The following is a 14,071-nucleotide window of genomic DNA, read 5'->3' as shown; positions in this document are numbered from 1 at the left end:
ATAGTACTTTGTAATAACCACAAATGGTAAAATAAACCACATAATACTTTTGTTAGAAAGGAATGTTGTCTTATCAAGCCTTATTTCCACAAAGTCCAATACTACGAGACTGACCAAATGAAAATCACCAACCATACAAATTACATTCGTTTTATGGAAGAGGCACGCTCTGATTATCTTGAACAGATCAATTGGCCTTATGACAAGCTTGAAGAAGCTGGTGTGATATCACCAGTAGTAGCTGTTTCTTGTAAATATAAAAAAACAACCAGCTACCCGGACCTGATCAAGATAATAACCAGTGTCAGCAAAGTTAGTCGTGCTAAATTAACGCTTAGCTATACCATGACAGTCGCAGAAGAATTAGTTTGTACGGCTGAAAGCTCACATTGTTTTTTGGATGATAACGGCAAAATTGTTGACATCAAAACTAAAATGCCAAAATTTTACCAAACATTACAACAGTTAAAAAAAGAAGCTTAATTTTAACTATGAGAAACATTGTATCTAAAGAGTTAGTTCATTTGTGCAAACTAAAAAATCCGAGGGCTGGAACAAAACTAGCCGTGCGACACTAAAAGGGCCATCGATCTATCCCATTAAATGATATGCTCTCCTTATAGTAGACACGGAAATAAACAAAATCCGTATTCTATTATTAAGGAGAGTTTTTATGTCTGGAAGAACCAACAAAGCAACTGTAGCTGAGCGTCTACAAGCCGTTACTAGTATCCTGCAAGGACAAACATCGGTTAAGGCAGCTGCCAAACGAGTAAAAGCATCCCACTCGACCATAGAAAACTGGCTCCGAGCGTACCGAGCAGCTGGAGTGACCGGTTTAGAAGAAAGCCATACCCGGAAAGCATATTCAACTGAGGTGAAACTTCAGGCAGTGCTTACTTATTTGTCTAGTAACTGGTCTTTAAAATCTGTCTGTGATAAGTATGAAATTTCAAGTAGATCTGTTTTACGTCGCTGGATCGATCAGTATAATAGTGGTAAAACACTAAACCAAAAGCGAGGTAACTCACAGATGAATGCAGGACGTAAAACCGGATTGAACGAGCGTATTGAAATCGCCCAATACACCATTGCTAACGAGCTAGATTATCAAAAAGCCATGAAGAAATTTGGTGTTTCCTATAGCCAAGTTTATTCGTGGGTCAGAAAATATCGCGCACACGGGCCGGCCGGTTTGGAAGACCGCCGGGGTAAAATTTTAGCTTCTAAATCCCAACTGTCAGAAAAAGAAGCACAAGAATTACGCATTAAAGAATTAGAAGCCCGTAATCAGTATCTTGAAGTAGAAAATGACTTGTTAAAAAAATTGAAGGAGATCGAGAGGAGGACCGGGAGAGACTGATCTCAAAAAAATTTCAGACAATTGACGCTTATCGTCAGGAAACAACTTTACCAGTTAAAATGATGTGTTCAATTATGGCAGTTTCCCGTTCAGGTTTTTATAAATGGTTGAAACGTCAGCCCTCTGCACGAGAAATGGAAAATAACTGGCTAAAAAAGTTGGTGGAAAAATTATTTCACGAACACCAAGATGTTTGGGGTTACCGGCGCATAACTATGGCTTTAAATCATCTTTTACAGCCGCGCCAGCCGCTAGGACGCAAAAAAGTTCGTCGTTTAATGCAGGAATTAGGCCTCCATTCGATCATTCGGCGCAAACGACGCTCCGCAACCCGTGCCGGGTATTTCAATTTTGAAGAAAACCTGTTGAACCGCGATTTTAGCGCCTTAGGTCCTAACCAAAAATGGGTCACAGATATCACCTATCTGACCTATGACAATGGACAAAAAGCCTACTTGAGCGCAATTAAAGACTTGTATGACGGCACGATCATCAGTTATAAGATCGGCCGTAAAAATGGTCTAGCCTTAGTCATTGATACGCTTCGTGCAGCTAAGCAAAACCAGCCTTTAGCTAGGCCACTCTTACACAGTGATCGCGGGTCACAATATACTTCGAAGGCCTATCTACGTTACACCACTGAATTAGGTTATACCCGCAGCATGTCGCGTGTGGGTAAATGTATTGATAATGCACCTATGGAAAGCTTTTGGGGCCATTTCAAAGAAGAGTGGTATGATCTCCAAGATCATGCCAGTTTTGGTGATCTAAAGGGATCAATTGATAAATTTATTTACTTTTATAACCATGAAAGGTATCAAGAACGACTAAACGGCTTGAGTCCTTTAGAATTCAGGACGCAAGCCGCTTAAGCGATCTTCAATTAATCAGTTACTTAGCTAGCTTAAATAACTTGAAAAATCTTTATTTATTTTCTTGTCTACTTGACGGGCGCAGTTCAATTTAATGGGATAAATCGACGGCCCTTAAATATGTTCCAAAAGATTGAAGCCTTACTGTAACAACGATTGCGTTACAAATCGGATTCAAAGCATCTTTTGTCTCGCTCTCGTTTATTTAGTACATTACAGGTTTTACATTAGCAAATTCGTAAATACCCCAATCACTTAACTCACGACCATAACCCGAATCTTTCACACCACCAAATGGCACTTCAGCTTGTGAACTTAAAATAGAATTGATCGCAACTTGACCAGTTTCGATCCGTGAAGCAATCTTTTTACCACGTTCAATATCTTTAGTATAAATCGCTCCACCCAAACCATGTCGTGAATTATTGGCGATTTTAACAATTTCATCATCGCTTTGTGCCTGATAAATTTGTGCCACTGGTCCAAATAATTCTTCTTCATACATTGGATTATCTTGTTCCATACCGCTTAAGATCAATGGTGAAAAACCTGCACCGTCGCCTTCATTTGGTGTTAGATCACCATACAAAACCTCAGAACCACCAGCAATAACCTTTTCTACTTGAGCTTGTAATTGTTGTTGTGCATCTTTAGACGAAAGTGGTGCTAGGGTAGTATTTTCATCTAGCGGATCGCCTACTTGGTATTTGGCAAACTCTTCTTTTAGTGCATCTAAGAAATCAGGATAGATCTTAGAAGAAACAATATAACGTTTGGCTGCCGTACAAACCTGTCCTGCATTGGTTAAGCGTGCTTTTGCTGCGTCCTTTGCAGCCTTAGTGATATCAACATCATCTAGAACTATAAAGACATCAGTCCCACCTAACTCCATGGTTGACTTGGTTAGATTTTGGCCAGCACTAGCCGCAATTTTACGCCCAGCACCTTCAGAGCCAGTTAAGGCCACCCCTTGGACGCGCGGATCTTCAATGATATGATCGATTTGATCATAGTTAGCAAAAACATTTGTGAATGCGCCCAACGGTAAATCAGCATTATCACACGCCTCCTGGAAGGCTAAAGCTGCTTCTGGAACAATACTAGCATGTTTTAAAATCACTGGATTACCTAAGATAAAGTTAGGTGCCAAGACACGCATGACCTGGGCGTAAGGAAAGTTCCATGGTTCCACCGCTAGAATGATCCCTGTACCAGAAATTTCAACCTGGGCTTGCCCATTAGGCAAGTCATTATAGGGTTGCGGCTGCGTCAGATCGACTCCATTTTTAGCATAATAACGTGCAAAAGATACCGTTTTAGCTACTTCTTGACGTGCTTCCACCAATAACTTACCCATATTAGTCGATAAAATACGCGCATATTTTTCACTATTTTTTTCAAATTCATTCGCTAATCCATTGAGAAATTCCGTCCTTTCCTCAACATCTTGTTTTTGTGAGGCTTCATAAAAACCTTGCGCCTGATCTAAAATAACTTCTAGTTGTTGGTCAGTTACATTATCAAAATCTCGGATCTTCTGACCGTTGAATGGATTAATTGCTGCATAGCTCATTTATAATTACCTCCTTATACGTAAACAACTCGTTATCATTATGATAAAATTTATCCTAACCATAACACCAATTTTTTGATTGTACACTTGAAAGGAGTTGATGAATAATGTGCATCTTCTGCCAAATTATCAAAAAAGAGATCTCGAGTCGAAAAATATGGGAAGATAAACAAACTTTAGTGATCTTAGATACCGCGCAAGACATGAATTACCATCTACTTGTATTACCAAAAAAACATATAGCCAATATTATGGAATGCAATGATGAAACACTCAGTCACTTAACTAAGGTTATTAGATCACTCGCACAGACTTTTCTTAACCAGGGTTTTGCGGGGATCAATTTACTAAATGCAAATGGCAAAACTGCTGGCCAATCGGTTGAACACCTTCACTTTCACTTATTATTACGCCAAGCAAATGACGGCATCAATGCATGGCCTAAACTTCCTGGCAGCACTATTTCATTAGATGAAACTTACGCTAATTTAAAAATAAATGATAGAGACGTCCGATAATCACAAAAAATAGAGAAGTGTATTTTGCTATATTTAAAATGTAATATTTTTGTAATTTTCATACTCTTTCATTTAGTGTTATACTGTATTTTACGAGGACCAAGGGTGGTTCGATATACGCCTGGAAATGTAGCATTCGCTCTATGTTCCCAGCGCCACAATTCATTTCATACATAAAAAAGCCGATCAATTGATCGGCTTTTTTGTTATATTCAAATTTTTCAAAAGATTTAAACACACTATTTCAATTTTTTGATTTTTTAAATTTATTCCTCATTAACCAATTTCTTTTCAGAAAAATGATAGAAGGTCCAAGCAACAATACCGAAGAAAATTGGCCCGATCATTGTCCAAAAAGCAGTTTGGTAATCATGTTCAAGAATTGGTTGGATACATGTAAAGATGATCCCACCGGCTAAAATCAGCAAAATAATTGCCACGATCACATTAGTATAAGTTCGATTCTTATAAATCTCGAATGGACGATCCAAATCTTTGCGTTTCTTAAAGAAAGGAAAAGCACCAACCAAGAACAAATAAGGAAATGTGGTTGACACATTAGCCATATCAGTCAAGATAGTATAGAACTTTTGTGCAGCAGAGCCGCCAAAAGAAACTAAGAAAATAAAGACAGCAACGATAGTTGTTTGTAACCACATAGCATTTGCAGGCATATTGTGTTTATTCATTTTGGTTAACTTAGCTGGCCATAAACGTGGATCTGAGCCGATAATAAATGACTTGATCGGTGAGTAGATCAAAACAAAAAATGCACCTAAATATCCCATAAACATACCGATCCCAGCAAAACGAGTCATAATATTTCCCAATATCAAACCAGTAGAATGTGATAGTCCTAATGCACTACCAAGTTCGACCCCCAAATTATTCATCAAGACATAGGTAATATTACCCAAATTTACTTCAGAACCACCTAAATCAGAAGCCCAGTTACTACTGATCCCCCAAAGGAAGATCATTAAAGCATAACCGACTGTAATAATAACAGTAGAAATGATCAAAGCTTTCGGGAAGGTCTTTTCAGGTTTTTCAATATCATCCATGATACCGCCCATTGATTCCATCCCACCATATGCAAAGACTGCATAAATCACAAAGGAGACCAAAGCCAATGTGCTACCAAAATCACTGTTAGGTGATTGAAAAAAGCTCGAAACACCTTCGATCGGCTGTGCTAAAGCACCACCATTACCGATCCAAACTACTAAGCTAGCAACTAAGAAAATAATATCCAAAATTATGATACAAGCTCCACCAAGTGAAGAAAACTTGGCCACAAAATCAACACCATGAGTAGTAGTAAATGCAACAAATAAAATCCATAGGATCCCTAATATCCCAATCGTTTGTGTTGAACTTAAACCAAACAAACTCCAAGATTGAGTTGAATCATGACCAGAAATTAAAGCTGACAACGGGATCCAAACTTTAGAAGAAGTGGAAACTAACCAAATAACCCAAGAAGACAACCAGATAAATGTCCCAATAAATGCTGGCTTTTCACCAATCGAACCTTCCAACCAAGAATAGATCCCACCTTTTGCTTCTTTAAAAGAAGAACCATATTCAGCAAACATCAATGAACTAGGTAAAAAGAAGAACAAAGCTGCTAAAATATACCAAAAAATACTAGCATAACCCATTTGATAATAAGCAACAGTTGTATTAGCAAAACCAAAGATCGATGAAAAAATCATCATTACTAATGCTTTAGTTTTGATTTTATGTATATTTTCCAAAAAGTAACTCCCCTAACAAAAATCTCAGTGAAACATTACGTCTCTACTATAATCTGAAAAATTCAGCAAGACTTGGCTTTACTTTAAAACTAAAGTCCTCGTGGCTGACTTACAAGCAGCTGATATTTTATTCAGACTATTCAGCATATTATGTATTTTTATTCATAACATGTTGAAAAGTATAGCACTTTAATAGCATAAAGTTTATAAATGAAGATTTTTATTATTTTTTTGCAATGCATATTTAATGGTAAAATCTCAAGATCATCAATCAATAAAACCTATACACTATAATATCAGTCTTTTTAAAGATAAATATTTTTTAATCGTGTTAAAAACTGACTAATTTTCTAAAGAATAGAAACTCATTTCATTATTTCCCGGGTTATTTTTATTCATTAAAAAGACAGCCTCACAGAATTTACTGTCAAGCTGTCTTTGGTACATGTTAAGAGAAGTGATTAAAAGAGGTCGTCGCCACTTTGATTTTCTAAACCTGGATGATTATCAAAGCGGACAACTCCGACAACAACGTCCTGACCGATTGCTTCTTTTATCTTAGCCGTTCCAATGATTCCAAAACCACCACAGAGTTCTAAAGATTTAACACCTTTTTGTTCCATTTCCTTGGCTGCCTTAATTGCATCAGCATAGTCTTTTGCGCCATAAACGTTTAAAGCTACCCCTGGTGTTTCAACCAACTGATGGTCAGTTTGATAATCGGCACCTGGAGCTAGAAAAATAAAGCCCGCTTGTAGTTGATCCATTTCAATGACCTCACATTTTTTTGTCACATACTTTAATTTCAAAACGCCTGATTTATTACACTTATTAAATGAGATATCACAACAAGTTAGTTAACTACAAAATCAGTTTGTATGGATCTTGTAGATTTTCTACAATTTTGCCTAAGAATTGAGCAGCCTGCTGACCATCAATAATTTGATGATCAAATGTCAAGCTAAGTGGTAAAGTTGATTTTGTTCCAATTTGTCCATCTTCATTCAAAGTTAATTCTTTAAGCATCGTACCTACACCTAAAATCCCAATTTCTGGTGGATTAATGATTGGTGTAAAGTACTCGATCCCTTCTTTACCCATGTTTGTGACTGTAAATGTACCACCTGTCATTTGATCAGGTGTCAAGCCGCCTTCACGGGCTAAATCAGCTAGATGCTTCAGTTCACGGCCAAGTACTGTTAAATTCATATTCTGTGCATTTTTAACGATTGGTACGATCAAACCTTCAGCTAGGCCAACTGCTTCACCAATATTGACCGAATCAACCCGTGTCAGTTTACCATCGGCATAGTTACTATTCATTTGTGGTGTATCTTGTAATGCCAAGATAGCTGCCCGCGTAATTAAAGTATTAATACTCATTTGGCCATCATTCAAGTCACCAGCTTTAGCTTTAATATCAGTTCTAAATTCCATCAAAGCTTGAAGGTCTACTTTACGCTGCAAAGTAACTTGTGCAGTCGTATTGACACTTTGCATCATATTTGTCGCAACAGCCTTGCGCATACCACTTAAACCTGCACCCCATTGAGGCACAGCAGCGGTTTGAGTTTGACTAGGTGCCGGTTCTGTTGGTTTATTAGCCGCATAACGTTCAACATCTCGCCGTGTAATTCGACCATTACCACCAGTCCCCGTAACTAATGAATAGTCGACACCTTTTTCTTGTGCAACTTTACGTGCTAATGGAGTAACAAAGATCCGTTCGCCTGGTTTTCTAGCTGGAGGTCCTTGTGTTGTTGCTGCCGCTACTTTTTCTTCTGGCTCTGCTTTTGCACTTGGCATTGTAACTGGTTGTGCGCCTTCTGGGATCTCTTCGCCTTCTTCTCCAACATATGCCATATTTTGCTTGATTGGAAGATTTTCACCTTCTTGAACCATGATTTTCAAGAGTGTTCCACTTGCTGGAGCCTCTATATCTGATGTCAATTTTTCGGAACTAATACGTGCGACAACCTCGCCTTGTTCGACCTTGTCGCCAACGTTTTTCGTCCACTCCTCAACTGTACCCTCAGTCATCGTGAGGCCAAGTTTTGGCATTGTGATCGCTGTAGCCATGTTAGTCCCCCCTTTTATTTCGAATTTTTCAAATCGTCAATTATCTCCGCAGCTTCTTCAATCACACGATCAGCACTTGGTATATAAGCTTGCTCTAAATTAGTTGCAAATGGCACTGGTGTGTTAGGCGCGGTGACCCGTTTGATTGGTCCATCCAAATAATCAAAAGCTTTATCAGTTACTGTCGCAGCGATATCTGTCGCAGTGTTGTTATGTGGTTGAGCCTCATCGATCACAATCAAACGTCCGGTCTTCTTCACAGAATCGATCACTGTTTCTTCATCCCATGGTGCTACAGTCCGCAAGTCGATAACTTCAACATCAACGCCTTGATCTGACAGCTTATCAGCAACATCTAAGGCAACAGAAACCATTTTACCGATCGTGACGATAGATAAATCTTTACCTTCACGTTTGACCGCGGCTTTTCCAAGTGGGATCGTATAGTATTCTTCCGGAACCTCACCTTTAACACCATACAAAGTTTTATCTTCACAAAAGACTACGATATTATCTTCTTCAATGGATGAAAGTAATAAACCTTTAGCATCGTAGGGGCTTGAAGGTACAACAACTTTGATCCCAGGGATCGAAGCAAAAATACCATAATAAGCACCTGAATGTTGTGCCGCAGCACTAGCACCAGCACCCACAGTTGTCCGTACAGTTAAAGGTAATTTAGCCTTACCACCAAACATATAACGCATCTTTGAACCTTGAGTCAGTAATGAGTCAAAGGATACGCCAATAAAATCACTAAACATCAATTCTGGGACTGGACGTAAACCGGTCACCGCGGCTCCAACAGCTGCGCCCATATAACTCTGTTCAGAAAGTGGAGTATCGATCACACGTTTTTTACCATATTTTGGCCCTAATCCTTTAGTTACACCGAAACAGCCGCCCCATGCATCTTCATTTTTTTCTTCTAAATGTTTGACGCCTGCTCCACCAAGAATGTCTTCGCCCATTAGAAAAACTTTGTCATCTTTTTCCATCGCTTGATCTAATGCCTGGTTGATCGCATTCATAAATGCCATTTTAGTCATAATATTTTCCTCCTTGCTTGCTTGAACTAATCAGCGAAAACATCCGTGTAGAGTGCCTCTGGCTGTGGAGCTGGGCTTTCCTTAGCAAATTCAACAGCATCCTTGACATCTTGCAAAGATTTTTCTTCGATCTTTTTGGCAACTTTTTCAGTAAAGAGTTTCTTCTTGATAGCATAATCACGAAATTCTTTAACATCATCGCGTTCATGGAAGGCATTCTCTTCATCAGAATCATATTTGTAAGTTTGTTCGTCACCTTCAAAATGTCCGTATTCACGGTAAGTGTGACATTCAATCAAAGATGGCCCCTCACCCTTACGAGCACGTTCAATGGCTTTGCCAGCTGCTTCATAAACAGCCATAAAGTCCTTACCATCAACTTTTTCACCGGGAATGTTATAGGCAGCTGTACGTTCTGCGATCGTTTTAGAAGCTGAAGAATAATGCTGCGGAGTTGATTCAGCAAAAGTATTATTTTCATTTATGAAAACTACTGGCAAATTCCAAATCGCAGCCATATTGATAGATTCGTGGAAGTTTCCTTCATTAGCAGCACCATCACCGAAGAAACAAACAGCAACATCTTTTGTTTCCAGATATTGATTTCGTAAACCAGCCCCGATCGCTAACGGGAACCCACTACCAACAATACCGTTTGCCCCAAGCATACCTTTGTCTAAATCGGCGATATGCATTGATCCACCTTTACCTTTACACAAACCAGTTTCTTTTCCGTAGATCTCTGCCATCATACCTTTTAAGTCACAGCCTTTAGCGATACAATGCCCGTGACCACGATGGGTACTTGTGATGTAATCATCATCTGTCAAATGTGAACAAACACCAACTGCCACCGCTTCTTCACCCGCATACAGATGAACAAAACCAGGTATCTCACCTTTTGCAAAAATATCATGCAAAGTATTTTCAAAGTTACGAATATCACTCATTTTTTCAAAAACTTCTTTTGCTTTTGCTGATGTCAATTTCTTCATTACCATGACCTCCAGTCATATAGCTCAACTTGTAAGTGTCGGACTTTAGCGGATTTTTACTTACCTAATTTCAGCATAAAAATTGATATCGCTTTCATTAAGTGGAATGTCAATCGTTTGTCTACATAGGACCCCCTATTAACAACAAACTCCTACTTACTTTTGTCTAATAAAAAACTACTTGTTGATCTAACTAGTTAATATAAAAAGTACAGCCTTACTTATTTGTCGATTTACCTAAAAAGACTCTGGCTGCATCATTGATTGCTTCTGAATAAGTCGGGTGTGCAAACAACGTATCACTTAACTCATCAACAGTACCTTCGCACTGAACAACAGCAATGATCGTATGCAAAGTTTCGATCGCATCTGGACCAACTACAACTGCACCTAAGATCTGATGATATTTCTTTTCACTAATAATTTTCACAAATCCTTGCCCACCAGAAGTTAAATTACGGCCATTTGCGGCCAATGAACTAAGTGATGTCTGTACATCATAACCTTCTTCAGCTGCTTTTTTCTCACTATATCCGAAATGCGCAACTTCAGGTTCAGTGTGTAAAAATAAAGGCAGCAAGTTCCGGTCAACTGGTGGTTCAGGATGATCAGCGATCGCAGCCGCTGCTTTCATTCCTTCAGCCATCGCTTCTCCGGCCAACATATAACCACCGATCAAATCTCCGACTGCATATACATTTTCAAGGTTTGTTTGATAATGACGATCAACTTTAATATGACGCTTTTTTTCATCTAGTTTCAAATCTAAGAACTCAGCAACTGCCAAATCTACTTGCCGTCCAGTCACAACTAATAATTTATCAAATTCAAAACTTTTGCCTTGATCATTTAAAACACGATCTGTTTTAATTTCACTGATTTTTACACCAGAATGAACTTCAACCCCCATATTTTGTAGTTCGTTTTTTATAACTTCGCGTGCATCCGGATCCTCAGTTCCTAAAATATCAGGCGCACCATCGACTACCGTGACCTTAACTCCCAACGGTGCAAAAACAAAGGCCATATCAACTGCGAAAACATCTCCACCAATGATCGTCAATTTATCGGGCAATTCTGTTAACGAAAAAATATCTTCAGTAGTCAAATAATTGACCTGATCTAACCCCTTAAAGGGAACAACTTTCGGGCGACTACCAGTTGCTAATAACATCTTTTTACTTTTTAACTTTTTTTCACCCGCTAACACAGTTTGTGAGTCTTTAACCATTCCATGTTCCTCAATAAAATCAATACGATATCTTTTAAATAAAGAACGGATCCCCATCTGTAGTTGCATTGAAATTTGGTCTTTACGTTCTTTTAAAACCTGCAGGTCAAACTTTTCGACTCGTGTTGTGATACCCAATTCAGCCGCCTGACCAATTTTAGAAGACAATCGACTTGCTTCAAGGTAAGCAGTTGTTGGAATACACCCGTTGTTGATACATGTACCACCAATATTGTCAGAAACCACACCCACTTTCAACCCCAACTCGGCCGCACGGATCGCTGCAGTATAACCACCTGGCCCTGCTCCAACTACGATCAAATCATACATGAATCTATCACCGCCTTAACATAAATTGATTTCATTAATGCTCTTACCCCCTACATTAAATGTGTCTTTTTATTCTAATTAGGTTATAGTTTAATTACAAAATTAAAATAATTATATAAATGATTTTTGTTGTTAAAAAATCACCATAAATTTGTTTTAATAAAGTTGTAAGCGCATTCAACAATTACATAATAGCATACTTTTGTGAAAAATTGTTATAATATAAAATTAATTTCTATAAATTTTTCTACGGTTTTTACTTATTTTATATATCTAAAAATCATGCTATATTCGTCATATGAATTTCATATCTAAGTGAAAAACATTATTCTCATTTTTTCTGTTTTAATAATGAAGCTGGGACAAAACAACATCCCAGTCTCTTCTTTTACTAAAAATAATCAAATTATCGCTTGTAATTTTTGTTTCAAAAGTCTGAATCCTCAATGTAATGCCATTTACTCCATTCCTGTCCTGCGCTTTGCTACGGGAAAAATGACGTAAACGAGGTTACATAACGGCTTCAATACGACTTTTGTCCCGCTCTTATCAGAAAAAATTTACCGTTTTTCGCACACGATTTAATATATTTTTGAGCAAAGAAAAACCGCTTTTGTTTGTCTGTCCAAACCAAGCGGGAATATAATTATGCTTTTTTCTTCACTTTCCTGACCAACCAAATAACTACAACTATTATGACCGTAAAAGCTAAAAGAACATAGAGCCATTCATCGATCATAACCAGCATTTGTCGCCAGGCCTTTCCAGCATAATGACCAAGATTGATCAAAATAAAATTCCAGAGCAAAGTTCCACCGATCGTCAATAAACTAAATTTACCGAGGGGGTACTTAGTCATACCTGCTGGGATAGAGATCAAACTTCTGATCACTGGTACACAACGGCCAAATAAAATCGTCCAACCACCATGTTTATTAAAAAAAGAAGCAGTCTTATCGATATCAGCTTCTTTAAGTCGAATTATCTTACCAACTTTACTACTCGCAAATCTTTTGAGCTGGTCGACATTCAAAAAACGACCCACAACATATAAGATCAATGCACCAATATAAGCGCCAAAAGTTGCAGCAAAAGTTGCACCAAAAATTCCTAAATTAGTGTGCAATGTCGAATAGCCAGCAAAAACTAATACGACTTCAGACGGAATAGGGGGGAAAACATTCTCAAGAGCGATCAAAAATACAACACCTAAATACCCGTATTGGTCGATCGCAGCGGTAATCATTTCTGTATTCAAATGGTTGCCTCATTTCTAGTTTGTTTAAAGAAAGCATACCAAGTACAAGATAAATCAACAATGTTTACGTACTAATACTAGAAATTTTTAAAATTTTACGATGAATTCACTTATTTCAGATAGCAATACGGACAACTCGTTAACTGAATTACGAATCGTTTCACAATTAAAGCTAAAGATGGAGCTGGGACAAAACTAGCTGTGCGGTTATAAAAGGGCCATCGATCTATCCCATTAAATGGGTTAAATCGATGGCTCTTAAACGTGTTCCAAAAGATTGAAGCCTTACTGTAACAACGATTGCGTTATCCTGGTTATTCGCTTCGCTACGGCCCAAAATAACGCAATCATCGGTACAAATCGGCTTCAAAGCATCTTTTGTCTCACTCTCATCTTATAAAAATTATTCCAATTTAATCCTTGATCGCAGCAACCTCTTCTAAGAACCATTTGTTAAAGGCTGCAGCATCAATATCAACACACACTTTAGCGTTAGTTTTACCATCATGGTAAGCACCACGAATATCTCCTACGGTTTCTCCCATTGCTGGACCCTCTGTTTGCACATCGACCCACATTTCTTCAGTTGTCATAGCTTCAGGATGCAGTAAATAAAAAATCGTATTCACGTCATGCATTGGATGCCCATTATCATCACCATCGTTATAGTGAGTAACTAAAGCTTGCAGCATTTTTCCAGAACGTCCCATTGTACCTAATTTATCCATTGTTTCAGGAGTCAGCAAAGCCTTTAACGTTACATCTAGTCCCACCATTACGATCGGGATCCCTGAGTCATACATGATCTTAGCAGCATGGGGGTCAGTGAAGACATTAAACTCAGCAGCACTTGTCATATTCCCCTTAGACAAAGTACCTCCCATTGCGATAATTTCTTTGATATTTTCTTTAACTTCAGGATATTCAGAAAACAGCAAAGCAATATTAGTATATGAACCAGTCGGGATCAATGTAATTGGCTCTTTACTTGCCATGATCTCATCTCTTAATGCTTCCACTGCTGTTTTTTTGATCGGTTGTCC

11 protein-coding genes and 1 pseudogene are annotated in these 14,071 nt (G+C 38.3%); 3 read left to right on the top strand and 9 right to left on the bottom strand.

Annotated features, from left to right (window positions below; genetic code table 11):
* Nucleotides 1-72 precede the first annotated feature (72 nt).
* Complete coding sequence (locus LACPOB_RS0105115; protein ID WP_026142759.1) at nucleotides 73-483, top strand: acyl-CoA thioesterase; 411 nt, start codon at nucleotides 73-75, stop codon at nucleotides 481-483.
* 190 nt (nucleotides 484-673) lie between these two features.
* Nucleotides 674-2,235: pseudogene (locus tag LACPOB_RS12450) on the top strand (IS3 family transposase).
* Nucleotides 2,236-2,440: 205 nt separating this feature from the next.
* Here LACPOB_RS12450 and LACPOB_RS0105100 read toward each other — a convergent pair.
* Entirely contained in the window at nucleotides 2,441-3,808 is a 1,368-nt protein-coding gene (locus LACPOB_RS0105100) for an aldehyde dehydrogenase family protein (protein WP_017867756.1), read from the bottom strand.
* A 107-nt stretch (nucleotides 3,809-3,915) separates the two neighbouring features.
* Between LACPOB_RS0105100 and LACPOB_RS0105095 the strand changes: the two genes are divergently transcribed.
* Nucleotides 3,916-4,326, top strand: coding sequence for an HIT family protein (locus LACPOB_RS0105095; RefSeq protein WP_017867755.1), 411 nt, complete (start codon nucleotides 3,916-3,918; stop codon nucleotides 4,324-4,326).
* A 266-nt stretch (nucleotides 4,327-4,592) separates the two neighbouring features.
* Here LACPOB_RS0105095 and yjeM read toward each other — a convergent pair whose 3' ends face one another.
* The 8 genes from yjeM to LACPOB_RS12445 all read right to left on the bottom strand — a co-directional run.
* Nucleotides 4,593-6,086, bottom strand: a complete 1,494-nt coding sequence (yjeM, locus tag LACPOB_RS0105085; RefSeq protein ID WP_017867753.1) for a glutamate/gamma-aminobutyrate family transporter YjeM — start codon at nucleotides 6,084-6,086, stop codon at nucleotides 4,593-4,595.
* 461 nt (nucleotides 6,087-6,547) lie between these two features.
* Nucleotides 6,548-6,853, bottom strand: a complete 306-nt coding sequence (locus LACPOB_RS0105080; protein ID WP_017867752.1) for a DUF6506 family protein — start codon at nucleotides 6,851-6,853, stop codon at nucleotides 6,548-6,550.
* A 94-nt stretch (nucleotides 6,854-6,947) separates the two neighbouring features.
* Nucleotides 6,948-8,165: a dihydrolipoamide acetyltransferase family protein gene (locus LACPOB_RS0105075; RefSeq protein WP_017867751.1), complete on the bottom strand. Its 1,218-nt coding sequence runs from the start codon at nucleotides 8,163-8,165 to the stop codon at nucleotides 6,948-6,950.
* 14 nt (nucleotides 8,166-8,179) lie between these two features.
* Complete coding sequence (locus tag LACPOB_RS0105070; RefSeq protein WP_017867750.1) at nucleotides 8,180-9,214, bottom strand: alpha-ketoacid dehydrogenase subunit beta; 1,035 nt, start codon at nucleotides 9,212-9,214, stop codon at nucleotides 8,180-8,182.
* A 26-nt stretch (nucleotides 9,215-9,240) separates the two neighbouring features.
* Nucleotides 9,241-10,209 carry a thiamine pyrophosphate-dependent dehydrogenase E1 component subunit alpha gene (locus LACPOB_RS0105065; protein ID WP_017867749.1) on the bottom strand — a complete coding sequence of 323 codons (969 nt, stop codon included), beginning with the start codon at nucleotides 10,207-10,209 and terminating at the stop codon, nucleotides 9,241-9,243.
* A 217-nt stretch (nucleotides 10,210-10,426) separates the two neighbouring features.
* Nucleotides 10,427-11,770, bottom strand: a complete 1,344-nt coding sequence (locus LACPOB_RS0105060) for a dihydrolipoyl dehydrogenase family protein (protein WP_017867748.1) — start codon at nucleotides 11,768-11,770, stop codon at nucleotides 10,427-10,429.
* A gap of 646 nt (nucleotides 11,771-12,416) precedes the next feature.
* On the bottom strand, nucleotides 12,417-13,028 hold the full coding sequence (locus LACPOB_RS0105055) for a DedA family protein (RefSeq protein WP_017867747.1): 612 nt from the start codon (nucleotides 13,026-13,028) through the stop codon (nucleotides 12,417-12,419).
* 413 nt (nucleotides 13,029-13,441) lie between these two features.
* The coding region (locus tag LACPOB_RS12445) for a nucleoside hydrolase (protein WP_017867746.1) at nucleotides 13,442-14,071 on the bottom strand (630 nt) is incomplete at its 5' end.

This window comes from Ligilactobacillus pobuzihii E100301 = KCTC 13174 (assembly GCF_000349725.1).
Classification (GTDB): domain Bacteria; phylum Bacillota; class Bacilli; order Lactobacillales; family Lactobacillaceae; genus Ligilactobacillus; species Ligilactobacillus pobuzihii.
Note: the sequence above shows the minus strand (reverse complement) of the source record. Positions and strands in the feature narration are given on the sequence as shown.

Bases quoted from the DNA above. Each gene is read 5' to 3' on its own strand.
- LACPOB_RS0105080 (WP_017867752.1), bottom strand. From the start codon at position 6,853: ATGGATCAACTACAAGCGGGCTTTATTTTTCTAGCTCCAGGTGCCGAT.
- LACPOB_RS0105075 (WP_017867751.1), bottom strand. From the start codon at position 8,165: ATGGCTACAGCGATCACAATGCCAAAACTTGGCCTCACGATGACTGAG.
- LACPOB_RS0105095 (WP_017867755.1), top strand. From the start codon at position 3,916: ATGTGCATCTTCTGCCAAATTATCAAAAAAGAGATCTCGAGTCGAAAA.
- LACPOB_RS0105100 (WP_017867756.1), bottom strand. From the start codon at position 3,808: ATGAGCTATGCAGCAATTAATCCATTCAACGGTCAGAAGATCCGAGAT.
- LACPOB_RS0105065 (WP_017867749.1), bottom strand. From the start codon at position 10,209: ATGAAGAAATTGACATCAGCAAAAGCAAAAGAAGTTTTTGAAAAAATG.
- LACPOB_RS0105060 (WP_017867748.1), bottom strand. From the start codon at position 11,770: ATGTATGATTTGATCGTAGTTGGAGCAGGGCCAGGTGGTTATACTGCA.
- LACPOB_RS0105070 (WP_017867750.1), bottom strand. From the start codon at position 9,214: ATGACTAAAATGGCATTTATGAATGCGATCAACCAGGCATTAGATCAA.